A 23,737-nucleotide genomic window follows, 5' to 3' on the forward strand; every position below is an offset into this window, starting at 1 on the left:
AGGCGATGCGGTGGTGGCCTCGCGCGGGTCACGCCATGGGTGCGGGCGCGACATAGGGCGGTTTTACGTCACATGGCCGCGATTTGGGGGAAATCGAGATGACGCAACAGCCGGACACCATCGGCACGCCGCGCCGCATCATGCTCGCGAGCGACCTCAGCGCCCGGTGCGACCGCGCGCTGGATCGCGCCGTCGCCTTGGCCAGGGCCTGGAGGGCGGAACTGGTGGTCGTTCATGCCCTGGATGCCCAGGATGTGCCCGCATCCGCAGGCGTGAACGATCTGGCGGATCTGCCGTCATGGCAACGTGGCCCGGAACCCGCCCGCATCGTCGCGGAGGCGCTCCAGCATGATCTGGATGGTTCACCGGTGCCGGTCATCTCGATTGTCGAGCCGGGCGATCCCGTTGAGCTGATCCTGAAGGCGGCGGAGGAGCACGGCTGCGGGCTTATCGTTACCGCCGTCGCGCGCGATGAGGTCCTCGGACGGTTCCTGCTGGGGGCGACCGTCGACAAGGTTTTGCGCCGGGCGCGGGTGCCTGTGCTGGTAGTGCGCCAGAGGCCGCGGCATCCCTATGGGGGCATCGTGGTGGCTGCCGATGTCTCCCCCGCGTCGCGGGCCGCCCTGCGCACGACCGCCGGCTTTTTTCCAGACACGCCCTTTCACGTGTTCCACGCGTTCGACCCGCCGCTCGATGGATTGCTGAGCGACCCGCAGGGCTATCGCACTGCTTTCGGTGAGCTGGCGGCGCGCGACCTGGAAGCCTTCCTGTCCCAGGTGGGAATTCCGCCCCGCCAGGTGGTGGACGTTCTGGTGGAGCGAGGCGACCCGGCCCGGCTCATTCAGCAATATGTGACGGCGTTCCGGGCCGATCTCGTTGTGCTGGGCACCGAGGGCAAGGGGGCGCTGCTGGAATTGTTGGTGGGCTCTACGGCCAAGTCTGTTCTTGATGGCCTCAGCTGTGATGCCCTGGTGGTTCCCGTGGCTGCCGATTCTGAGGACTAGCGGGGCTCCATCCTGAAGGCCAGTCGCGGCGGCCCCAATATGCCCGCCGCGACCGCATGCGCAAACCGGCCTATTTCTGGTGAACCGCCTTCGACTTGCCGCTCTTGCGGGGCGTCGACTGGCGCGTGAACGTCCCGAGGCCGTTCTCGTTGAAGAACTCGATGGTCATCGTGGAGGCGCTCTTGCCCTTCACGGCGAACGTCACCTCGGACACGGTGCCGGGAGGCGCGCTTTCCCCGGAGGGCACAAAGGTAAAGACGTCGCCGTTCCAGTGTCCCAGGCTGGCGGTTTCAGGCTTGGGGCCGACGCTGAGCATCAGCCGTTCGCCCTCAACGGACACGGTAGCGGGGCCGAAATAGGGGTTGGTGTAGCTGCCGGCATAGGTTTCGAGCTTCTGGGCCGGCTCCGGCTTGGTTGGCGCCGGAAGGCCGCTGAGCACGCCCAGTGGATGGTAGAGCGGCGCCATCAGGCCCGTATAGGCGGCGAACCAATCCCGCGTGATGGAGCCGAACTGCACATAGTCCATGAACTGCATGGCCAGCGCCTCGGCCGCGCCCACGGGCTGCGCATTGGTCAGCACGGCGATGCCGAGCTTTTCCGAGGGCAGCAGCGCGAAGGTGGTGCCCGCGCCCAGCATGAATGCGCCCGAGTGTGAGATGACGACGCGTCCCGAGGGCGCGATGTTGAGACCGAAGCCGTGGCCGTAGAAAGCGGGGCGCGCTGTGGTTGTATCCGACGGCGTGGAGATGATCTGCGCCGTCATGGCGGGCAGCAAGGCCGATGCGGGCGCGATTTCCTTGCCGTCGAACGTGCCGTTGCCGAGCACGAATGACAGCCAGCGGCCCATGTCGCGCGCGGAAGAACTCACCCCGCCAGCGGGCGACTGTGCGTCCGGGTCGCGCTGGTACTTGGCGACGAAGGCGCCATTCTCGCGAACATGGGGGATGGCGCGGTTCGCGCGTGCCATGAAGTCCGAAAACCTTGAGGAGGTCGCGCTCATTCCCAGGGGCTTGTAGAGCACCTCGTCGGAAAGCTCGGCCCAATCCTTGTGGGCGGCGGTGGCGACGGCCTCGCCCGCGGCGGTGACGCCGTAATTCGTATAGGCGTAGGAGATCCGGAAGGGGGCGAGGGGCAGCAGCTTCAGCCGTTCCAGGATCTGCCTGCGGTCGAAGCCCATATCCTCCAGCTCGTCGCCGGCATGGTCGGGCAGTCCCGACCGGTGGGTGTAGAGGTCAGCCAGGGTCACATGCTCGCTGACCCACGGATCTTTCAGGGCGAACCAGGGCAGCAGCTTCTTTACTGGGGTGTCCCAGGTCACGGACCCTGTGCCGATCTGCTGCGCCACGACGCTCGCACCGATGGCCTTGGAGAGCGAGGCGAGTTGAAACACCGTGTCGCCGTCGACGGCGTCTTTCTCGCCCGCCTTGCGGACGCCGAAGCCCTTCAGATAGACGGTCTTGCCGTCGCGCACGACCACCACGGCCATGCCGGGCACGCCGGAGCGCTTCATCAGGGCAGTGGCGAAGTCGTCGAGCTTTCCGATCGCGGTCTCGACCTGGCCCTTGGGAATGCCGAGCGCGACGGATTCGGATGGCGGCAGCTTTGAGTCGATGGCCAGATTCATTTCTGCCCGCGCCGCCACCTGCGACGACGCGATGGCGGTCATGCAAACGCCTGCGAACAGCGCGGTGCGGCAGGGCGAAAGGAAGGTGCGGGGCAGGCGAAGAAACGGCAACAGGTTCATGTGGTGACCCTATGGTGCTCCGCGGGTGTCCCGATCACATCACCGCGGCGAGCTTCGGTGTCTCGTTGGAATTCGCAGCGCGCCCGCTCACCGGCAGGCGGACGATGACGGCGGTGCCCTTACCTTCGCTGGAGCGGATGCGCATGGCGCCACCATGCAGCTCCACCAGTGACTTGGCGATGGCAAGGCCGAGGCCAGAGCCCTTGTGGGTTTTCGTGAACTGGCTTTCCACCTGTTCAAACGGCCGGCCGATGCGGGCCAGCGCGTCGCGCGCTATTCCAATGCCGCTGTCCTCGATGGCGACCACGGCCGCCGAGCCGTTGATGCGTGCACGAACGGAAATCTTGCCGCCCTCCGGCGTGAACTTCACCGCATTGGAGAGCAGGTTCAGAAGGATCTGCTTCAGCGCCCGCCGGTCGCCCTTGATGTTTAGCTTCTCGCTCTCGGCAACCGTCATGGCGATATTTTTCTCGTCGGCGTTCACGGCGGTGACGCGCATGGCGTCCGCGATGATCTCGTCGAGAGCCACATCCTCCACTTCGAGCTGCATGCGGCCGGCCTCGATCTTCGACATGTCGAGGATGTCGTTGATCACGTCCAGCAGATAGGTGCCGGAGCCTTTGATGTCCGTGCAGTATTCGGCGTATTTGGGCGAGCCCAGCGGGCCGAACATGCCGCTTTCCATGATCTCCGAGAAGCCGATGATGGCGTTGAGCGGCGTGCGCAGCTCGTGGGACATGTTGGCCAGGAACTCGCTCTTGGCGCGGTTGGCGTCCTCGGCCTTGTTGCGCTCCTCCGAGTACTTCTCCGCGAGTTCGGCGAGCTGCTGGGCTTGGTGCTCCAGGGTCTGCTGGGATTTGCGCAGGTCCGCCACCAGCGCCATCAGGCGCTTCTCATTGTCCATGAGGCGCTCTTCATGGCGCTTCATGGTGGTGATGTCGGTACCCACCGAGACGTAGCCGCCATCCTTGGTGCGGCGCTCGGCGATCTTCAGCCAGCGGCCGTTGGAAAGCTGGGCTTCGAAGGCGCGCGAGCCCTCTTCCGGCTTGTCCTCGGGCTTCAGCGGGGTGCGGGTGACGGGGTGCCGGCCCACCGAGGCGATGGTCTCGAATGGGGTACCCGCCTGGATGGCCTCGTCAGGCAGCTCGTGCAGGGACTGGAATTTGGAATTGCAGAGCACCAGACGGTTCTGGCTGTCCCAGAGCACGAACGCCTCGGAAATGCTCTCGATGGCGTCGCGCAGGCGCATATCCGCGGTCACCGTGCGCTCAGCCATGTGCTGGGCTTCAGTGACGTCCATGGCGATGCCGATCAGATGGGGGCCGTCCTCGCCCTGCTGCTGCACCACTTCGGCGCGCATGCGCAGCCACACATAGTCGCCGCGCGCGGTGCGCATGCGGAACACCCGGTCCACGGCGGCGCCGGGGCGGTCCGCCAGGTCTTTGGCCAGCTCGTAGAGGTCGACGTCGTCGGGGTGCACCAGCTTGGCGATGTCGCCGAAGGAAATCAGCTCGTCCTTCCGCTCCAGGCCCAGGATCTCGAACATGGTGTCGGACCAGTACATGCGCCCTCGTGCCATGTCCCAATCCCACATGCCGCAGCGGCCGCGATTGAGGGCGGTGTCGATGCGCCGGCGCACGGTGTCATAGATGTGGTCCGCCTCGCGCGCGCGGCTCGCCTGCCAGTGGAAGGAGAAGCCGAGGATGAGGAGCACCGCCCCGGTGGTGGTGAACAGGGTGATGGTGAGCGTGGTGCTGTCCGACCAGGCGGCGAGCGCGTCGGCCATGGGCTGCACATAGACGATCTGGCCGAGGGGTGCCTTCAGGTTGCGCACGGTGGCGAGCATGGTCTGGCCACCCGCGGCAGGTGCCATGGGCACTTCCAGCACTCCGGCGCGCTCGGCAAAGATGACCAGCGGTTGGGCCGGATCCATGATGTCGGCGAGGCTTGCAGGCATGCGCTCCAAGCGGGGGGCGCTGGCGATGATGCGGCCGCTCTGGTCCGTCACATAAACGCGGCGGCCGGAATCGGTGGCGCGCGGGGGCAGCGCGTCCGCGAGCGCCTGGGCGGCGCGGTCGAGCGGATTGCCGGGCTGGCGGGTAAGCCCCTCTGCGGTGGCGAGCGCGAGCAGCGCCAAGTCGTCCTTGGCGTTCTCAAGCACGGTGAGGCGGTGGCTGTGGACCTGCACCAGGGCCCCAGCTCCGATCACCACCAGAAATGTCACGATCAATGCAGGGACGATCCTGCGAAGGACCGGCTCTGCGTCGAGCAGGCGCTGGTAGGCAGGGCGCGCGATCGACCTTGCCAGACCTCGAATGGCTTGGTCGCGCGCGCCGACGCTCGCAGCGTTGGCGCGTGCCATCGCCGGTCTCCTTCGGGTCATTCGGAAGCCTTGAGCGGCCTAAGCTCAAGCCTTCCACGTCCTCGATCTGGAGGGACGTGCCGCATCTCTCCGAATCGTGACCATTGGAATCGAATCGCGGGTGATTTGTCCAGGGTCGGAGGTGTGTCAAGAGTTAAAAAATAGGGCTCTTCGGGGGCGAAAATCGCGTGCGGAGAGTCGTTCTCGGGGCTTGGAGGAGCCCTGGTATGCAGTTGGGGAAAACGGGGACAAGTGATGGGCAGCGCCGGGGAGGTAATAGGGCGTCAACCCGCCTGTGCGGCAGGAAGGGGGTGAGGAAAAAAGATTTTCCTCAAGCGAAAAGAATTTTAGAAGCGGTGGTTCTCGGAACCCGGAAGCGAGGAGACGACATGACGGACATTTGGTTCAAGACCGGCGAGGCCACGGTGCTGGCGAAGGAAGGGCAGGCCACGGACGCCATGCCGGAGGTGCTGATCGGCTCCGTGCGCGGGCCCGTTGGGCAGGCGTTCGCCTCCATGATGGGGCAGTCGGCCGGGCACACGCGCATGTTTGTGGTGCGTGACCTCAATCAGATGGTGCGTCCGGCGACCATGATGACCTGCAAGGTCACCATCCCGTCCGCTGAATATGTTGAGCTGCTCGGCGGCGTGGTGCAGGGCGCCATGGGCGACGCCATCGTCGATTGCCTGAGCGAGGGTATCCTGCCGAAGGATCAGGCCGACGAGCTCTGCATGATCATCATGGTGTGGCTCGACCCCCGGTGCCCGGAGGATCCGAACCTCGACAAGGCGGATCTCTATCGCACCAATTACGAGGCCACGAAGCTCGCCATTTCCCGTGCCATGACCGGCAAGCCGACGGCGGATGAGCTGATCGCCAACCGCAAGAGCGTGAAGCACTACGCGCTCGACGGCATCGTGGAATACTGAGCCGCGGCCGCGCCGGCGCCTACGGGCCGCCGGCGCGGTGCAGATTTGGCTCAGCTCGCGCCCCCTGAGGGGGCATGGCCTGGCAGAGCGCCGCCCAACGGTCGGGCCGCGCCCGCGAGGAACCGGCGGCCGAAGATTTCCGCAAGAAAATCGAGGAACACCCGGACCTTCAGGTCCAAGGTGGCGCGGGCGGGAAACAGGGCGACCGTTTCCAGCGGCTCGCGGCGTTCCCAGTCCGGCATGATGATTTCCAGCTCTCCGGCCTCGATGCGGCGTTCGCTCAGGCAATGGGAGAGCAGCGCGATGCCGCCGCCGGAGAGGGCCTGGCGCATGGCGAGAACGGGGTCGTTGGTCACAAGGTGCGGCTCGATCTTCAGCTCGACGCCGCCGCCGGGCCCCTCCAGGGCCCACATGAGCGGCCCGGGCGCGGAGCGGATGCCGATGAGCTCGTGTTGTGCGAGCTCCCGCGGATGTGTGGGGCGCCCGTGCTCTGCCAGATAGGCCGGACTTGCCATCAGATGCAGGGGGGAGAGGCCGAGGGCGCGGACGTGATAGCTGGAATCGCGCACCGGCCCGTGCCGCACCGCGAGGTCAAAGCCGTGCTCCACCAGGTCGAGGGCGTGGTTGTCCAGGGTGATGTGGAGCTGGACCTTTGGATAGCGGGCGCGAAACGCTCCAAGCTCCGGCTCCAGAAAGAGGATGCCCGTGGAGTGGGGCATCAGCACTTTCAGCGGCCCCTCCGGCTCCTGGGCCAGGGCCCGCACCTGGGCGTCGGCCTGATCGAGAAGGGCCACGGCGCTGACGCAGCGCTGGTAATAGGCCTGCCCCGCGTCTGAGGGCCATACCCGGCGCGTGGTGCGGTGGAGCAGCTGAACGCCGAGGCGCTCTTCCAGAGCCTTGATCTTGCGGCTCACAGACGTGGCAGGCAGACCCAGTTGCTGGGCGGCGCCGTGAAAGCTGCCGCGCTCCACCACCCGCACGAACACCTCGACATCATCGAACCTGGCCATGGGTCGCGTTCCTTGAAGGGCCTCCCCCCATGTTGGCCCCGTTTGAGGCGCCCGGCAGGTGCCGGGCGCATCTTGTTCAACAGATAAGCACGCGCTCGTGCAGCGCCAGATCAGTTGGTGCCCAGGCCACGGTCACCCTGGTCGAGGAAGAGCGCATCGTTGCTCGGGTGCGCAGGCTGGCTGAAGATGGCGTCGATCTGCTGGGCGCGGTGCGAGGCCTGGGTGCTGTAGCCAAGCGCAGTGTCGGACGCGGCCGAGCGGGGCTCGTGTGCTTCCTGCCAGGACTGGGCGGCGACGGCCGCAGACTCGGCATTCTCGCGCGAGATGCCTTCATCCGCACTGGCAATGCCGGCGAACGACAGAGATGCGGCGAGGGTCACGGTCGCGATGGTGAGGGTACGCATGGGTCTTCTCCCTTTTTCTGCTGCGGTTCGCTTGAGCCGCTTTCGATGAGGGAGATTTAGGCCTCGAACGCCGGCGGGATAATGCGTGACGTTCGAATGACTTTATGCCGTTTTCGGCAGCAATGCGGGACGCCTTGCGTCTGTGCGGACGGCCCCCTTGAAAGGGGCCGTCCCTGGTTTCTCAGCTACCGATGTGCCTTCAGCTGAGGGCGCGGGTCGCGATGTCGGAAACGTCGGCGGACAGGCCCGGCGTCTCCGCCACGCGGCGCAACGCCGCCTCAGCACTGGCGCGGCGCACGGGCTCCAGCTGGCGCCAGGTCTTGAAGGACGACAGCAGGCGGGAGGCGACCTGCGGGTTCTTCGGATCCAGCGTCAGCACCACGTCAGCCACGAACCCATGGCCGGCGCCGTCGGGGCGATTGAACTGGGTGGGGTTTCCGGCGGCGAACGCGCCGATGAGCGAGCGCACCCGGTTGGGGTTGCCCAGCGAGAACGCCGGGTGCTCCATCAGCCCCTTCACCCGCTCCAGCGTGTCGGGCGCCGCGATCTGCGCCTGCAGGATGAACCACTTGTCGATGACCAGGGCATCCGCCTTGAAGCGCTCGTAGAAGGCGGCCAACGCCCGCTCACGCTCGGGCACGTCATGCTGCGCCAGCACGGCCAGGGCGGCGAGACGGTCGGTCATGTTGTCGGCCTGCTCGAACTGAGCCGCCGCCCGCGCGATGCCTTCCGCTGATCCGGCAACCGCCAGATAGTCGAGGGCGAGATTGCGCAGCGCGCGCCGGCCGGCGGAGGCGGCATCCGGGGTGAAGGTGCCGGCGCTTGAAAGCGCGCCATAGGTCTGCGCGAATCCGTCGGCGAGCGCGGTGCCCAACGCGATCTTGAGCGTCTTGCGGGCGGCGTAGATGGCGTCCGGGTCGACGTCGGTTGCGAGCTCGCGCGCGACCTCGCCTTCCCCCGGCAGTGCCAGCGCCTGGGCCTTGAAGGCGGGATCGAGAGCCTTGTCCGCGAGTAGGCCGCGCGCCGCGCCGGTGAGGGCTGCGGGCTCGGCCGCGGCATGCGAGCGGGCCGCCTCCTTCAGCAGGCCCAGCGCAAGGCCCTGCAACGCATCAAAGCGGTTGAAGGGGTCCGCGTCATGGGCCGCGAGGAAGACGCGATCATCGGCGGAAAGATCGCTCACCACATTCACCGGGGCGGAAAAGCCGCGGTTGAGGGAGGGCACGGGGCGGGCGTCGATGCCGGTGAAGACGAAGCTCTGCTCGGCCGCCTTCAGCTCCAGCACGCCGCGTTCGACCACCCTGTTGCCGAGGGTCAGCGGCATGTCATTGCCATCCGGTCCCACAAGGCCCAGCGCCAGCGGAATGACCATGGGCTGCTTGGTGGGCTGGCCGGGGGTCGGCGGAATCGATTGCGCAACGTCAAGGCGATAGGTGCGGGCGGCTTCGTCGTAGGTGCCCTTCACCGTCAGGACCGGCGTGCCGGATTGCTCATACCAAAGGGCAAACTGGGAGAGGTCGCGGCCGGTGGCCTCGGCGAACGCCGCCAGGAAGTCTTCAATGGTGGCCGCCTCCCCGTCATGGGTCTTGAAGTAAAGATCCATGCCGGCGCGGAACCCATCCTCGCCCAGCAAGGTCTTCAGCATGCGCACCACCTCGGCGCCTTTTTCATAGACTGTCGCGGTGTAGAAGTTGTTGATCTCGCGATAGGTCTGCGGACGCACCGGATGGGAGAGCGGGCCGGAATCCTCCGTGAACTGCGCAGCCTTCAGCGCCCGCACGTCAGCGATGCGCTTCACCGGGCGCGAGCGCTGGTCGGATGAGAATTCCTGGTCGCGGAAGACGGTGAGGCCCTCCTTCAGGCACAGCTGGAACCAGTCGCGGCAGGTAATGCGATTGCCGCTCCAATTGTGGAAGTATTCATGGGCGATGACCCCTTCGATGCCGGAATAATCGGCGTCGGTGGCGGTCTGTGGGCTGGCGAGGACATACTTGTCGTTGAAGACATTGAGTCCCTTATTCTCCATCGCGCCCATGTTGAAGTCGGAGACGGCGACGATGTTGAACACGTCGAGATCATATTCGCGGCCGAACGCCTCCTCATCCCAGCGCATGGAGCGCTTCAGCGCGTCCATGGCATAGCCGGCGCGATCCTGCTTGCCTTCCTCCACATAGATGCCGAGCTCCACCGGCCGGCCGGAGGCGGTGACGAAATGATCAGCCACCTTGGCGAGCTTGCCGCCCACCAGAGCGAACAGATAGGAGGGCTTCGGCCACGGGTCGTGCCACACCGCGTAATGCCGGTTGGTGCCGGGAATGGGCCCGCTCTTCTCCAGATTCCCGTTGGAGAGCAGGATCGGCGCCTCGTCCTTCTCCGCCTCGATGCGGGTGGTGTAGACGGCGAGCACGTCCGGCCGGTCGGGGAAATAGGTGATGCGGCGGAAGCCTTCCGGCTCGCACTGGGTGCAGTAGTTTCCGGACGAGCGGTAAAGCCCCATGAGCTGGGTGTTGGCGGTGGGGTCCACCAGGGTCTCGATTTCCAGCGTGAAGCTGTCAGCCGGTGGGTGGGCGAGCGTGAGCTGCTCCGGCGTCGCCTCGAAACTGGTGCCGGCGAGCGGCTCGCCATTGATCGCGAGCCGCAACAGGGTCAGGCCGTCGCCCTCAAGCACCACCGGGGCGTCGGCCGTGCCCTTCGGGTTGCGGCGCAGGGCGAGGCGGGCGGTGACGCGGGTCTGTGTGGGATGCAGCGCGAAATCGAGATCCACCTTATCCACCAGCCACTCCGGCGGTCGGTAATCAGCAAGGCGGATCGGCTGCGGCTCGGCATCACGCATGGAACTGGGCTCCTGTCGGCACCGGGGCATGGGGGGATTGCGCAAGGGCGCAACCCGCGGTGCGCTTCGGCCGGCAAGAGTAGTGCGCGATCGTGGCGGAGGAAAGCCGCGCCGCGCCCCTCAGCCGTGGCGCCAGACCTTGATGGCGGACAGAAGCAGGATCACGCCCAAAACGGGCAGCAGCAAAGAGGAGGGCACGAGCCCAAGCAGGTGGCCGCCCATGAACGCTCCCGCGATGGAGCCGATCGCCATGATGCCGACGAATGCCTTGTTCCGCCCCAGCACCGCGAAGCTGCGATCCTGGCTGTAGCGGGCAAAGCCCACCAGCATGGTTGGCAGAGAGATGGCGAGGGACAGGCTGCCCGCCAGCTTGATGTCGGCGCCGAACAGCAGAACCAGCGTGGGGATCAGCAATTCGCCCCCCGCGACTCCCAGCAACGACGCGAAAATGCCGATGACGAAGCCGGCAATCGTGCCCAGCATCATGAGCGCGCCGCCGTGGAAAGGCACCTGCGCGCCGTCCGGATCATGGAGCAACACCAGTACCACGGCGATGATGCCAAGCATCACCGCGATCACCCGGAACAAGGTGCGGGAGGCCAGCTTCGTCGCCCAGCCGGCCCCGAGCCACGCGCCGATGAGGCTGCCCGCCAGCAGGTTGAGGATGATGTCCCAGTGCGCCGCCAGCGCGGACAAAGGCACGGTGGACATGCGGAAGGGCAGGGCGAAGGCCACCACCACGAGGCTCATGGCCTTGTTGAGGATAACGGCTTCCAGGGCGCCGAAGCCGAACGCGCCGATGAGCAGCGGCAGCCGGAATTCCGCGCCGCCAAGGCCAATGAGCCCGCCCAGCGCCCCGATGCTTCCGCCCCCGGCAAACGCGCCCAGGAGGCGGGGCCAAGCACGCTGAGGGGCCGCAAGGCGGGCATTCATGGCTGGGCTCTTCCCGATGACACGCTAAGCTCCAGCATGACATCGAAGCCGGCTGCACGCATCGGCCATCTGGTGCAGACTGGGCGCCTCGGGGGCGCCCAGTCGTCGCACATTGGGTTCAGCCGAGAGCCTGCTTCGCGCCAAGCCGCGCTTCCAGGGCCCCGAAAAGGGGGTTGTCCGAGGCGAACACGTATTCGATGGGCGCGACCGTCACCATGCTGGCGCCCCGCTCCCGCAGGAAGGTGGCGAGGCCGTGCAGCGTGTCTGGCGGGCAATGGAGGGTGAGCATGCCCGACGAGGTCGGCCCGCCAAAGGGCGCCACGCAGCGGAACTGCGCCACGGCTTCGTCCACCAGCGAGGCGTCGCAGCTCGAAAAGCGGGTGCGCACCTCGCGCTTGGTGCGGGCGCGCTTTTCCGCGCCCAGCCGGTCGAACATGGCGCGCGCGGCGGCCAGGGCCTGTGGGCTCCACGGCGCGGTGAGCGAGGCGACGAGATTGGCTTCGGACTTCAGGATGATGCCGTCATCCACCACCTTGAGGCCGTTGGCCGCCAGCGTGCTGCCGGTGGTGGTGATGTCCACGATCAGCTCGGCCGAGCCCGAGGCGGGGGTGCCCTCGGTGGCGCCGGCGCTCTCCACAATGCGGTAGTCGACAATGCCGGAGCGGGCGAAGAAGCCGCGGGTGAGGTTCACATACTTGGTCGCCACGCGGATCCGCCGCCCGGTGCGGCCGTGGAAGTGGGTGGCCACGTCGTCCAGATCCGCCATGGTGCGCACATCGATCCAGGCTTGCGGCACCGCGACCACCACATTGGCATAGCCGAAGCCCAGCTTCTCCAGCAGGGCGACGCGGGTATCCGGGTCGAGGATGTTCTCCCGCACCAGATCCTCGCCGGTGACGCCCAGGTGGGCGGTGCCGGACGCCAGCGCGGCGGCGATCTCGGAGGCGGAGAGATAGGCCACCTCCACATTGTCCACGCCGGCCAGCGCGCCGCGATATTCACGGGCGCCGCGCGCCTGGGTCAGCGGCATGCCGGCGCGGGCGAAGAAGGCGTGAACGTTCTCCTGCAGGCGCCCCTTGGACGGTACGGCGAGGATGAGCGGGCTGGAAGCGGTCATGACAGGGTCCCGCGGGAAGTGAGGGCGTCGAGGCGTTCCACCCAGGCGGCAAGGCCAACCCCGGTCACCTCCGACGAGGAGCCGAGGCGTGGCAGCAGGCGATCATAGCGCCCACCCGCCACCAGGGCGCCGCCAGCGCGGCCGGCGGGGTCGTGCAGCTCGAACACCATGCCGCTGTAATAATCGAGCGGCCGCCCGAAAGCCGTGGAGAAGCGCACGTCCGCGAGGTTCACGTCGTGGGCGGTCAGGAAGCCCGTGCGCCGGTCGAACAGGTCGAGCACAGGATCAAGGTCGATGCCCGCATCCTCCACAAGCGCGCGCATCTGCGCCGATGCCGCATCCGGCTGGCCGGTGATGGAGAGGTAGCGGGTGAGGACGGTCGCCGTTTCCTGGGGCAGGCCGTCAGCCTCCAGCGAGGCCTTTTCCAGAAAGCGCTCGGCGATTTCCGAGACGGTACGCCCGCCGACGGTGGAAATGCCGGCGATGGAGAGGAGATCGGTGATGAGGGCGCGGGCGGCTTCCGGGTCGGCCCCCGCCAAGGCGTTGAGCACGCCGGAATGGGCGGTGGTCGTGTCACCGGCGGCGGGGCGGGTGAAGTCCGCGCCGAGTCGGCCCTGGCCGAAATCCTTCAACAGGCGCCGGCGCAGGGCCGGGGCCAGGGGCAGGGCTTCCAGCAGGGCGCTGAACAGGCCCACATCGCCGAGCCGGATCTCCGGTTGCTCGACGCCGTAGAGCGTGCACACGTCAAGCCCGAGGGCGAGGATTTCCGCGTCCGCTGCCTCGATATCCGTCCGGCCGAAGGATTCCACGCCGGCCTGGCGAAATTCCCCGGAGCCTTCGCCGCGAAAGCGGAAGACAGGCCCCAGATAGCTCACCGCCGCGGGCAGCGGCATCTGATGTTCGAGCACGGCGCGGGCCACGGGAATGGTGAGGTCCGGCCGCAGGCACAGCTCGCGGCCTTCCGCGTCGGCGGTCAGGAACATGCGCCGGCGGATGCTCTCGCCCGACAGGTCCAGGAACACGTCGGCCGGCTGGAGGATGGGCGGATCAAGGCGCACATAGCCGGCCGCATCGAAGCGGGCGATGAGGGCCTCTTCGAGGATGCGGGGGTCGTGCACAGGGAGGGACGCGGGCGCCGCGGCGGACATGGTTCCACTTTCCATCTGAATGCTGGGCTTCTAGCAAAGGGGGCGCGGCAGGGCCACCCCGTCGCGGCCGCTTCAAGGTGGAGGCTGGCTTCAGCTATGGTGGCGGCGCGGGAAATTGGAGGGAGACGGCCATGGTCGAGGCAGGAACGGGCGGCGCGCCCAAGGGTGCGAAGACGGGGAAGGCGGCGGATGTGGCCAGCCTCTCCTTCGAGCAGGCCCTGGCGGAGCTGGAGGCAATCGTCGCGAGCCTGGAAAAGGGCAACGTGCCGCTGGAAGAATCCATCGCCATCTACGAGCGCGGCGAGGCGCTGAAAAAGCGCTGCGAGGCCTTGCTCAAGCAGGCGGAAGCTCGGGTCGAAACCATTACCCGCGACGCCGAGGGGCGCCCCGCCGGTCTGGCGCCTCTCGATCCGGAGGCCTGATCGCGTCCCGTTTTGAACCAGGGGCGGGAGGAAAGGGGGAACGGGCCGTGACCGAATCGCTGTCCGCTCCCAGTTCCGGTCCTGTTCCCGGTTTTCGGGCCCGTGCCGGAATGGGACACCGTTTTCGCGCCGTGGGTCCGGATCGCGAACGAAGGCGGGACGAATCACTTTTTATAGCCGGTTCGCGCTTCGTGCCCGGCTCAAGGGATCGGTGTCCCCATATGGGACGAGGCTGAGTGGAAAGCGGGAACGCAGCGGGACCGAATCGCTGACACCGTCCGCATCACCGTTTGTTCCCGCCCAGTGCCGAAGCTCAATAAATGCCGGGGATGATGCGCTTGGTGCGGCGGACATAGGCGTCATATTCCGCGCCGAAGGCCTCGCGCATCATCTGCTCTTCCCGTCCCACCCGGAAAAAGAACAGGATGCCGAAGCCCACCAGTCCGGCGGGGCCCGCGATCCAGTTCGGCAGCAGCAGCGCCTGCGCCAGCGCCCACATGAAAAAGGCGGAATACATGGGGTGCCGCACCTGGCCATAGACGCCGGTGGTGACCAGCTCGTGCTTTTCCTTGATTTCCAGTGTCACCGACCAATAGCGGCCGATGGCCTTGTGGGTGGCCCAGAACAGCCAAAGGGCCGCCAGGAACACCAGGACGCCCGCCACCACCTGCACCATGGTGATGGGATAGGAGGCGAAGCGCGGCCAGCCGGTGAGGGCGTAGATGCCGGGCGTGATGCCGAGCCCCAGGGTGGAGATGGTGAGCAGCGTCATATCTCGCGCGTTGCGGTGGCGGGCGTTGGTCACCTTCATGCGGCGCGCCTTGCGCTCGAACGGGATGCGCAGCACGTACCAGCACACCACGCCGATCGCCCATGCGATCTTGGAAAAGGCGAGAAGGGTCATCACGCTCTCAGGGGTTCGAGGAAGCTCGCGGGGCCGGGCCCTGAGCGGAGGGCCGCAGCTGGCCGCCCTCGTTCAGATAGGCCAGAAGGCCGCCGGTGTCCGCCGCCAGGGCATCGAAGCGCACCGGCGCGCACACATAAGCATAAAAGTCGTGCGGCGCCCGCTTGTCGCCGGCCAGGAAGCACTGGCAGTGCAGTCGCATCACGTCCAGCTGGAAACGGCGGTAGGTGGCGGGGGTGATCATGTCGCGGATGGGTACATGGCGCAGCAGGGGGCGGGTGGAGAAATCCCCCGGCCGCAGGTTGTGCGCCACCATCGTCGCCCGTTCCAGCGTGACGGGGTTCACCTTGTAGAAGCTCACGATATCGTCGCGGGACTGGATTTCGAGCCAGCCGATGGCGGGCGCCGCCGCGAGCCGAGCCGCCGCCCGGCGCAGCCTTTCCCCAGCCGGATGCAGCGCGAACTTGGCGGTGGTGCTGCCAAGGGTCAGCAGCCGCACCGGCACCTTTTGGCCGAAGGCCGGGTCCGCCTCCACCGCCGCCGCTAGGGCGCAGATGGCATGCATGGCGCCCAGGCTGTGGCCGGCGACAACCACCTCATCCACATCGTCCCGCGCCGCCACATCGGCGATGCGCCGGGCGAAGGCGGCCACCCGCGCATCCACCTCCGGATGGCGGCCATGGGCGAAATCGACCGAGAATTCAGCGAGGTCGAGGGATTGCTTGAGGTGCAGCCGCCGACCGGGCCAGCGCATCAGCAGCAGCCCGCAGGCGAGGGCCAGCGCTCCACCCGCAACCGTGGCCCCCATGGTTCCCGTGAGCGGCACCAGCGCTCGCCCCACCTCCAGCCCAAGCGCGAGCGCGGTGCCCCACAGCGCGGCCAGCATCAAATAGGTGAGGAGAAAGAAGATGCCGTAGCGCCGGCTGGAGCGGAAATAGCGGGCCAGCGTGCCGCTCGTGATCATGTCGGCGATGGTGCTGATCTGGCCCTTGAGGTGGGACCATGCCGAGCGCTCCATGTCGGCGCGGGCGAGATCATCCCAGGCTAGGATCTCGAAATTGGCCTGTGTTTCCCAGCCGGGGCCGGCGGCCCGCGCCCGCCAGAGGGCGCCCGTGGGGGTGGCCTGCGGGGCCGCGTCGAGGCAGCGCGTCTCGACCGACCACACGGAGCCGAACCGCTTGAGCTCGCGGCCAAACACCCGGAAATGGTCGTCGACGGTCATGGGGTGGTACCCCGCCGCGAAAAAGAAGTGCCGGCGCATTTCGCGGCTGCTGGAACCGTCCCGCATGCGGGCGCCTTCTAGAGGATTTTTACGTTTTGTTAAGCGCTAAACCGGCTCGGCCGGGTTGGGGCACGGGTCGTCGGCGGGCAGCGAAGGCTTGTGTTCAAGGCGGGGAAAGGGCAAGGAAATGCCCGGCCGGTGGTCTCGCCTTGTGGAATGTCGCCGGCTCAGAACCGAGGCCGTCCATTGTCCGCCACACCTAACGTCGGCACGCCGCGGCTTACTGTGGTGTTCGTGACCTATAATAGCGGCGCCGTCATTGCCCGCGCGGTCGCGAGCGTGCCCGATGGCTGCGACGTGATCATCGTCGACAATGCGAGCCCTGAGGGCACGCCGTGGCGCGCGAGCCTTCCCCGTCCGGCCGAGGTGGTGGACATGGGGCGCAATGCCGGCTTCGGCGCCGCCTGCAATGCCGGTGCGCGGCGGGCGGCTACGCCCTATGTGATGTTCCTCAATCCCGACGCCGCGCTCGCCCCCGATGCGGTGGATCAGCTGTTCGAGGCTGCCGGCATTTATGGCGACGAGGCCATCCTCATGCCCGCCATCATCGGCGACAATGGTCGGCTGATGCGCAAGCAGGGTACCATTCTAGACCAGGTGCCGCGCCGCGCCCGGCTAAAGGCGGGGGAGATTGCCGGCGACTACTGCACCGGCTTCCTCCACGGCGCCGCCTTCATGATGGCGCGGGCCTCCTTCCTCTCCCTGGGCGGGTTCGACGAGGCCATCTTTCTTTATCATGAAGACGATGATCTTTCCCTGCGCGCCCGCGCGCGGCGCATGCCGATCACCGTCGTTGCTGCTGCGCAGGCGGTTCACAGCGGCGGGCGCTCATCCACGCCGAGCTTCGCCCAGACCTTCGCCATCAACCGGTTCAAGCAGCAATCCGAGCGCTATGTCCGCACGAAATACGGGCGCGGACGCGGTATCGCCGGCATGGTGCTGAAGCTCCTCGGGGGCTGCCTTCTGGCTGGATTGCTCCTCAATCCCCATCGGGTCGCGGTACGGGCCGGCAAGTTGCGCGGCTTATTCGACCAGATCCCCGTGCCAACCTTGAAGTGATTCGAAATGACCCTTGATCGCACATCCGGGCAAGAGCTCGTTATCGATCGCCGTCGCGTGGCGCGTCATCTTTTGACCGCCGCCGGCAAGATCCTGGTGCATCGCAATCCGCAGCGAAACCTTCGCAAGGTTCTCACCCTGCTTGGGATGATGCCCCGTTCAGCCTCGGCCCCGCTCTACACCGAGGATACCGAGGTGGAGGCCCAGCGTTGCGTGGTGCGCCGCCCCCTGTCGGAGGGGCCGGGGCCGGTGTGCCTGCTGGTGACCTACAGCCCCGACGGCCGGCTGTGGCCGCATCTGGTCAGCTATGCCCGGAGCTTGCGGGCCACTGGGTGCCGCGTGGTGCTGATCGCCACCACTGAGCGCACCGACCTGTGCTGCGAGGACCCCGGGCCGGATGTCGTCGATGCGGTGGTGGTGCGGGAAAACCATGGCCTCGACTTCGCCGCCTGGACTGCCGTGCTGCGGCTGTGGCCGTGGCTGTGGGAGACCTCCGCCCTCTGGTTCGCGAACGACAGCGTCTATCACTCTCCGGGCCTGTTCCCGGCGTTCGCGGACTATGTGAAGGCCAGCACCGCCGACGTGGTCGCGGCGACCGGCTCCAACCAGATCGAGCCTCATTTCCAAAGCTATTTCTTCGTCCTGAAGTCCGGAGCCCTGGCCCGCCCGCAGACCCGCGCCTTTTTCGACTCCGTCCGGGCCCTGGTCGACAAGGACGAGGTGATCCGCTCCTACGAGGTGAAGCTGGAAAGCGCGCTGGAAGCCGCAGGCAATCGTGTGGATGTCTTCTATGCCCCTCGCAATAAGGACAACCCCACCATGAAGGACTGGCGCCGCCTCAATGCCGCGGGCTTGCCCTTTGTGAAGGTCCAGCTGCTGCGCGACAATCCCTCGGGCGTCGACCTGAAGGACTGGCGCGGGCATCTGGCCCAATATGGCTTCGAGCCCGATGAGGTGCAGCTGCATCTGGGGTCGCTGGGCCTGCGGGCGGCTGCCCTGCTGGCTTTCTGAGCCGCGGTGCGAAGCTGGCGAGCGACGGCGTGGCCGAGGCTCGCGTGCCTTGAAGCCGCCTCATGGGGGCACGAGAAGTTGCGCAGGCCACAGGTCTAATGGTTAATGCCGCGCGTTGCGCCGTATCATTTCCCTGTGTAAGCCTCGCTTGTCGCCGGCGGGTCCGGCGCGGAGTGGTTCCGTGACGTCTTTGAAGACCCCGTTGCTCGATACCATCAAGGATGCCGCCGACGTGCGGCGCCTGCCCCAGGAGAAGCTCTCCCAGCTTGCGGCCGAACTGCGCGCGGAGACCATCGATGCGGTGTCCGTCACTGGCGGGCATTTGGGCGCGGGCCTTGGCGTGGTGGAGCTGACGGTTGCGCTGCATCACGTCTTCAACACCCCCCACGACCGGCTCATCTGGGACGTGGGGCACCAGTGCTATCCCCACAAGATTCTCACCGGCCGCCGCGACCGCATCCGCACCCTGCGCCAGGGCGGTGGCCTTTCCGGCTTCACCAAGCGCTCGGAGAGCGTCTACGACCCGTTCGGCGCGGCCCATTCCTCCACCTCCATCTCGGCCGGGCTCGGCATGGCGGTGGCGCGGGACCTTTCGGGCGGGGACCGCAATGTGGTGTGCGTGATCGGCGACGGCGCCATGTCCGCCGGCATGGCCTATGAGGCCATGAACAATGCGGGCGCCATGGATTCGCGCCTCATCGTCATCCTCAACGACAACGACATGTCCATCGCGCCTCCAACGGGGGCCATGTCGGCCTATCTGGCTCGGCTCATTTCCGGGCAGACCTATCTGTCGCTGCGGGAGATCGGCAAGCAGCTCGCCGGTCGCCTGCCCAAGTTCGTGGAGCGCGGCGCCCAGCGTGCGGAGGAGTTCGCGCGCGGATTCTGGACCGGCGGCACCCTGTTCGAGGAGCTGGGCTTCTATTATGTGGGCCCCATCGACGGGCACAATCTCGACCACCTGCTTCCGGTGCTGCGGAATGTGCGCGACGCCAAGCGCGGACCGATCCTGGTCCACGTGGTGACCCAGAAAGGCAAGGGCTACGCCCCGGCCGAGGCCAGCGCCGACAAGTATCACGGCGTCGTCAAGTTCGACGTCCTCACCGGCACGCAGCAGAAGGCGAAGTCCAACGCGCCTTCCTACACCCGCGTGTTCGCCGAAAGCCTGATCGCGGAAGCCGGGCGTGACGAGAAAGTGGTGGCCATTACCGCCGCCATGCCCTCGGGAACGGGGCTGGACCTGTTCGGACAGACGCATCCCGCCCGCACCTTCGATGTCGGCATCGCCGAGCAGCATGCGGTGACGTTTGCGGCCGGGCTTGCGACCGAGGGCTTCAAGCCGTTCTGCGCCATCTACTCCACCTTCCTCCAGCGCGGCTACGACCAGGTGGTGCATGACGTCGCCCTGCAGGGCCTGCCGGTGCGCTTCATTATCGATCGCGCGGGCCTCGTGGGGGCGGACGGGGCCACCCATGCAGGCGCCTTCGATGTTGCTTTCCTGGCCTGTCTGCCGGGCATGGTGCTGATGGCGCCGGCCGACGAGGCGGAGCTGACCCACATGGTCGCCACCGCCGTGGCCTATGACGAAGGCCCCTGTGCCATACGCTTCCCGCGTGGGGAAGGCGTGGGCGTGGAGCGGCCGGATCGTGGGGAAGTGCTGCCCATCGGCAAGGGACGGCTGGTTTCAGGCTCAGGCGAGGGCGACATTGCCCTTCTGTCGCTGGGCACGCGCCTTGGCGAGTGCCTGAAGGCGGCCGAACGGTTGGAGGCGCAGGGCTTCAAGGTGAGCGTGGCCGATGCCCGCTTCGCCAAGCCGCTGGATCGTGATCTGCTGCTGCGTTTGGCTGCCGGCCACAAGGTGCTGCTCACTGTGGAAGAGGGGGCGGTTGGCGGCTTCGGCAGCCACGTGCTCCAGCTGCTGACCGACGAGGGCATGCTCGACCATGGCGATCTGAAGGTACGATCCATGGCGCTGCCCGATATCTATATCGACCAGGACAGCCAGGCGCGCCAGCTCGCCGAGGCGGGCCTTGATGCGGATGCCATTGTCTCCAAGGCCGAAGCCGTTCTGGGCGCCGGCCGCACGGGCCGGGGCCTGTCGCGGGCCGGCTGAGTGCCGGCGGCGGCTCGGCCGTGCCAACGCACGACAGGCAGCTCGCATTGAGGGAAGAGGCGGTTGCGTGCGCGGCGCAATCGGGTGGCTCGGAGCTGGTGCCGCTGTCCAGCGCAGCTGTGGAATGGGTCGCCAGCGCTGTCCTTGCTTCAGCGAAGCAAAGAGAAGTCCAAGTCATTGAGTTGACGCGTTTGCTGCACGCCGAGCGGTGACCGCCCGGCTCGCGAGCGCTCGAAGAGATGCTGCGGCTTAATCCGCCAGGGGCATTCCCCCTGAGGCTTGAGGCCAGCAAGAGCTTTCCCTTCGCTGGCCCTTACCCGCGCTCCAGAACGGCGGCAACATTGCGCCGGTGCACTGCCTCATAGGGCTCGAAATAAGTGATGGCGCCGGTGGCGAATGCTGCGGCGGCGAAGGTGCGCAGGTCCTGCGTCGCCAGCTCGGGCTCGGCCTTCACACGCAGCAGCTGTTCCACATAGAGGCGGGTGGCCTCGATCAGCTCCGGCCCATACCCACCGGCGGCGATCACCTCAGGCGCGCCATGATTGGGCAGGATGCGCGTCGCGCCCAGGGCCGCGAGGGCATCAAGATTGCGAAGGTGGATCGCAAGCCGGTCGGCCTCGTCCACATAGGTGATGGGGTCTTCAAGCGTGTCTCCGGCCAGCAGGACGCCGCCGGGCAGCAGGGCCACGACCCCGTCGCGGCTGTGAATGTCCAGGTGATGGAGCTGCACCGGAATGCCGCCGACCTGAATGTCCTGGCGCCCGTGGAAGATGTGGTTGGGCATGACCAGAGGTTTGATGGGCGGGTCGCCGCGTTCCAGCCGCGCCCGGTGGGCTGCCAGCAGCTCGGCGGTTTCCGCGCTGGCGATGATCTCGCCATCGGCGAACACCGCATTGCCCGCCACATGGTCGTCGTGCCAGTGGCTCAGCACCAGCCGTAGCCGTCGCACCCCCCGGGCCTCCAGGGACTCACGGATGAGGCGGGCGTGGATGAGCGAGATGTGCGGGTCGTAGACCAGCGCTTCTTCCCCATCGATCACCGCATAGGAGGCGATGCCGAGCGTATAGGCGCCATCGTCGAGCCAGTTCTCCGCAGCGCTGTGCAGGCGCGTGCCCGCGATGCGGCCGTCATAGAAGGCCAGCACATGCGGGGCCGGTTCCAGAATGCGCAGGGTGGACCCAGGCCGAGCGAATACAGGTGCTCCGGTGGCGGCGATGCTTCCGCCACCGGACGAAGGGGTGCTCACTCCGCCGCTTCCAGATTGTGGCCCAGGCGGTGGGAGAGGGTCTGCAGCAGCTCGGTGGCGGCATCGGCGATCACGGTGCCGGGCGGGAAGATGGCCTCCGCGCCGAAGTCCTTGAGGGCCTGATAGTCCTGCGGGGGCACCACGCCGCCCACCACCACCATGATGTCGCCGCGCCCTTCCGCCTCCAGCGCCTTCTTCAGCGCCGGCACCAGGGTGAGATGGCCAGCGGCGAGGGAGGAGATGCCCACCACGTGCACGTCATTTTCCACCGCCTGACGGGCGGCTTCCTCGGGCGTGGCGAAGAGCGGGCCAATATCCACGTCGAAGCCGAGATCGGCGAAGGCGGAGGCGATCACCTTCTGGCCGCGGTCGTGGCCGTCCTGGCCCACCTTGGCCACCAGGATGCGCGGCCGGCGGCCCTCGGCGACCTCGAACGCTTCCACCAGCTTCTGCACCTTGGCGACCTTGTCCGTCATGGCGGAAGCCTCCCGCTTATAAACGCCGGAAATGGCGCGAATCTCGGCGCGATGGCGGCCGAACACCTTCTCCAGCGCGTCGGAAATTTCGCCCACGGTGGCCTTCACCCGGGCCGCGTTGATGGCGAGCTCCAGAAGGTTGCCGTTGGCGGCCGCGCCATTGGTGAGGGCGGTCAGGGCGGATTCCACTTCGGCCGGATTGCGCTCGGCGCGCAGGCGCTGGAGCTTTTCGATCTGGGCGGCGCGCACGGCGGCATTTTCCACCTTCAGCACGTCGATGATCTTGTCTTTCTCGGGCTTGAACTTGTTCACGCCCACCACGGTCTGCGCACCGCCGTCGATGCGGGCCTGGGTGGTGGCCGCGGCCTCTTCGATGCGCAGCTTGGGAATGCCCGCCTCGATGGCCTTGGCCATGCCGCCCAGCGCCTCCACCTCCTGGATGTGGGCCCAGGCCTTGGCGGCGAGGTCATAGGTCAGCTTCTCAACATAGAAGGAGCCGCCCCACAGGTCGATCTGCCGGGTGGTGCCGCTCTCCTGCTGGAGCATGATCTGGGTGTTGCGGGCGATGCGGGCCGAGAAGTCGGTCGGCAGAGCCAGCGCCTCGTCGAGGGCATTGGTGTGCAGGGACTGGGTCTGGCCCTGGGTGGCGGCCATGGCCTCGATGGCCGTGCGCATCACATTGTTGAACACGTCCTGGGCGGTGAGCGACCAGCCGGAGGTCTGCGAGTGGGTGCGCAAAGGCAGGGACTTGGGGTTCTTGGCCCCGAGGTCGCTCATCAGGCGGGTCCACAGCAGGCGCGCGGCGCGCAGCTTGGCCACTTCCATGAAGAAGTTCATGCCGATGGCCCAGAAGAAGCTGAGGCGCGGCGCGAACTTGTCGATGTTCAGCCCGGCGGCGATGCCGGCGCGGCCATATTCCACGCCGTCCGCGAGGGTGTAGGCCAGCTCCAGGTCCTGGGTCGCGCCGGCTTCCTGCATGTGGTAGCCGGAAATGGAGATGGAGTTGAAGCGCGGCATCTCCTTCGACGTATAGGCGAAGATGTCCGAGATGATGCGCATGGAAGGCGCGGGCGGATAGATATAGGTATTCCGGACCATGAACTCCTTCAGAATGTCATTCTGAATGGTGCCGGAAAGCTGATCGTGCCGTACGCCCTGTTCTTCCGCGGCGACCACATAGAGCGCCAGAATGGGCAGAACCGCGCCGTTCATGGTCATGGACACGCTCATCTGGTCCAGCGGAATGCCGGAAAACAGGGTGCGCATGTCATAGATGCTGTCGATGGCCACGCCCGCCATGCCCACGTCGCCGGCGACGCGCGGATGGTCCGAGTCATAGCCACGGTGGGTGGCGAGGTCGAAGGCGACCGAAAGGCCCTTCTGGCCGGCGGCGAGGTTGCGCCGGTAGAAGGCGTTGGAATCCTCGGCCGTGGAGAAGCCCGCATATTGGCGGATGGTCCAGGGCTGGGTGGCATACATGCCCGCATAGGGCCCGCGCAGGAACGGGACGATGCCGGGATAGGTGTCGATATAGCCCAAGTCCGCAATGTCGGCGGGGCCGTACAGGGGCTTGACGTCGATGCCCTCGGGCGTGGTCCAGGCGGCGGCGTCGCTCGAAGGCTGCGCCACGTCGGGGGCGCGCCAGTCGACGGCGGCGAAGTTCGGGATCTGGCTCATGGTTCTATCCCCTTGAATGCGTCGGCTTGTCTTTCAGCTCGCGAGATGGGCCGCGAGCCGGCCTTG

18 protein-coding genes are annotated in these 23,737 nt (G+C 66.9%); 6 read left to right on the forward strand and 12 right to left on the reverse strand.

All coding sequences use genetic code 11. The features are described from left to right. Nucleotides 1-98 precede the first annotated feature (98 nt). Nucleotides 99-1,004: a universal stress protein gene (locus tag L0966_RS10455; RefSeq protein ID WP_234051835.1), complete on the forward strand. Its 906-nt coding sequence runs from the start codon at nucleotides 99-101 to the stop codon at nucleotides 1,002-1,004. 70 nt (nucleotides 1,005-1,074) lie between these two features. Here the strand turns inward: L0966_RS10455 and L0966_RS10460 are convergent, their stop codons facing one another. Both L0966_RS10460 and L0966_RS10465 read right to left on the reverse strand, forming a co-directional pair. Next, a complete protein-coding gene (locus tag L0966_RS10460) occupies nucleotides 1,075-2,748 on the reverse strand; it encodes a serine hydrolase (protein ID WP_234051836.1) in 1,674 nt (557 codons plus the stop codon). Between the two features lie 34 nt (nucleotides 2,749-2,782). Continuing rightward, a complete protein-coding gene (locus L0966_RS10465; RefSeq protein ID WP_234051837.1) occupies nucleotides 2,783-5,110 on the reverse strand; it encodes an ATP-binding protein in 2,328 nt (775 codons plus the stop codon). Between the two features lie 389 nt (nucleotides 5,111-5,499). Here L0966_RS10465 and fae point away from each other — a divergent pair, with 389 nt between their 5' ends. After that, nucleotides 5,500-6,039 (forward strand): formaldehyde-activating enzyme, encoded by a 540-nt coding sequence (fae, locus tag L0966_RS10470; protein ID WP_234051838.1) that lies wholly within the window; start codon nucleotides 5,500-5,502, stop codon nucleotides 6,037-6,039. Between the two features lie 50 nt (nucleotides 6,040-6,089). Here the strand turns inward: fae and L0966_RS10475 are convergent, their stop codons facing one another. From L0966_RS10475 to L0966_RS10500, 6 genes are all read right to left on the reverse strand, one after another. Beyond that, nucleotides 6,090-7,049 carry a LysR family transcriptional regulator gene (locus tag L0966_RS10475; protein WP_234051839.1) on the reverse strand — a complete coding sequence of 320 codons (960 nt, stop codon included), beginning with the start codon at nucleotides 7,047-7,049 and terminating at the stop codon, nucleotides 6,090-6,092. A gap of 110 nt (nucleotides 7,050-7,159) precedes the next feature. Next, a complete protein-coding gene (locus L0966_RS10480; protein ID WP_234051840.1) occupies nucleotides 7,160-7,453 on the reverse strand; it encodes a hypothetical protein in 294 nt (97 codons plus the stop codon). Nucleotides 7,454-7,652: 199 nt separating this feature from the next. Further along, nucleotides 7,653-10,283, reverse strand: a complete 2,631-nt coding sequence (gene pepN / locus L0966_RS10485; RefSeq protein ID WP_234051841.1) for an aminopeptidase N — start codon at nucleotides 10,281-10,283, stop codon at nucleotides 7,653-7,655. A 120-nt stretch (nucleotides 10,284-10,403) separates the two neighbouring features. Next, a complete protein-coding gene (locus L0966_RS10490; protein ID WP_234051842.1) occupies nucleotides 10,404-11,216 on the reverse strand; it encodes a sulfite exporter TauE/SafE family protein in 813 nt (270 codons plus the stop codon). Nucleotides 11,217-11,334: 118 nt separating this feature from the next. Beyond that, on the reverse strand, nucleotides 11,335-12,333 hold the full coding sequence (gene hisG, locus L0966_RS10495; protein WP_234051843.1) for an ATP phosphoribosyltransferase: 999 nt from the start codon (nucleotides 12,331-12,333) through the stop codon (nucleotides 11,335-11,337). Further along, the gene (locus L0966_RS10500) at nucleotides 12,330-13,481 is read right to left on the reverse strand and encodes an ATP phosphoribosyltransferase regulatory subunit (protein WP_234051844.1); all 1,152 of its coding nucleotides are present in this window, start codon (nucleotides 13,479-13,481) and stop codon (nucleotides 12,330-12,332) included. Before L0966_RS10500 ends, hisG begins: the two co-directional genes overlap by 4 nt. Nucleotides 13,482-13,612: 131 nt before the next feature. Between L0966_RS10500 and L0966_RS10505 the strand changes: the two genes are divergently transcribed. Next, nucleotides 13,613-13,903 (forward strand): exodeoxyribonuclease VII small subunit, encoded by a 291-nt coding sequence (locus tag L0966_RS10505; protein WP_234051845.1) that lies wholly within the window; start codon nucleotides 13,613-13,615, stop codon nucleotides 13,901-13,903. A 313-nt stretch (nucleotides 13,904-14,216) separates the two neighbouring features. Here the strand turns inward: L0966_RS10505 and L0966_RS10510 are convergent, their stop codons facing one another. Together L0966_RS10510 and L0966_RS10515 are read right to left on the reverse strand one after the other, a co-directional pair. Then, complete coding sequence (locus L0966_RS10510) at nucleotides 14,217-14,807, reverse strand: protein-S-isoprenylcysteine O-methyltransferase (protein WP_234051846.1); 591 nt, start codon at nucleotides 14,805-14,807, stop codon at nucleotides 14,217-14,219. 7 nt (nucleotides 14,808-14,814) lie between these two features. Then, a complete protein-coding gene (locus tag L0966_RS10515; protein ID WP_234051847.1) occupies nucleotides 14,815-16,029 on the reverse strand; it encodes a hypothetical protein in 1,215 nt (404 codons plus the stop codon). Between the two features lie 246 nt (nucleotides 16,030-16,275). On the opposite strand from L0966_RS10515, the gene L0966_RS10520 reads away from it, so the two are divergent. The 3 genes from L0966_RS10520 to dxs all read left to right on the forward strand — a co-directional run bounded on the left by L0966_RS10520 (nucleotide 16,276) and on the right by dxs (nucleotide 20,272). Further along, nucleotides 16,276-17,148 (forward strand): glycosyltransferase family 2 protein, encoded by an 873-nt coding sequence (locus tag L0966_RS10520; RefSeq protein ID WP_234051848.1) that lies wholly within the window; start codon nucleotides 16,276-16,278, stop codon nucleotides 17,146-17,148. Nucleotides 17,149-17,154: 6 nt separating this feature from the next. Continuing rightward, nucleotides 17,155-18,159 carry a rhamnan synthesis F family protein gene (locus tag L0966_RS10525; protein WP_234051849.1) on the forward strand — a complete coding sequence of 335 codons (1,005 nt, stop codon included), beginning with the start codon at nucleotides 17,155-17,157 and terminating at the stop codon, nucleotides 18,157-18,159. Nucleotides 18,160-18,340: 181 nt separating this feature from the next. After that, entirely contained in the window at nucleotides 18,341-20,272 is a 1,932-nt protein-coding gene (gene dxs, locus L0966_RS10530; protein WP_234051850.1) for a 1-deoxy-D-xylulose-5-phosphate synthase, read from the forward strand. Nucleotides 20,273-20,585: 313 nt separating this feature from the next. On the opposite strand, the gene L0966_RS10535 is transcribed toward dxs, so the two are convergent. Then, nucleotides 20,586-21,488 (reverse strand): MBL fold metallo-hydrolase, encoded by a 903-nt coding sequence (locus tag L0966_RS10535; RefSeq protein WP_234051929.1) that lies wholly within the window; start codon nucleotides 21,486-21,488, stop codon nucleotides 20,586-20,588. A gap of 26 nt (nucleotides 21,489-21,514) precedes the next feature. Continuing rightward, a complete protein-coding gene (gene scpA, locus L0966_RS10540) occupies nucleotides 21,515-23,671 on the reverse strand; it encodes a methylmalonyl-CoA mutase (RefSeq protein WP_234051851.1) in 2,157 nt (718 codons plus the stop codon). Between the last annotated feature and the right edge of the window lie 66 nt (nucleotides 23,672-23,737).

It is taken from the genome of Xanthobacter sp. NM-59 (assembly GCF_021401125.1).
In the GTDB taxonomy this organism is placed as follows: domain Bacteria; phylum Pseudomonadota; class Alphaproteobacteria; order Rhizobiales; family Xanthobacteraceae; genus Xanthobacter.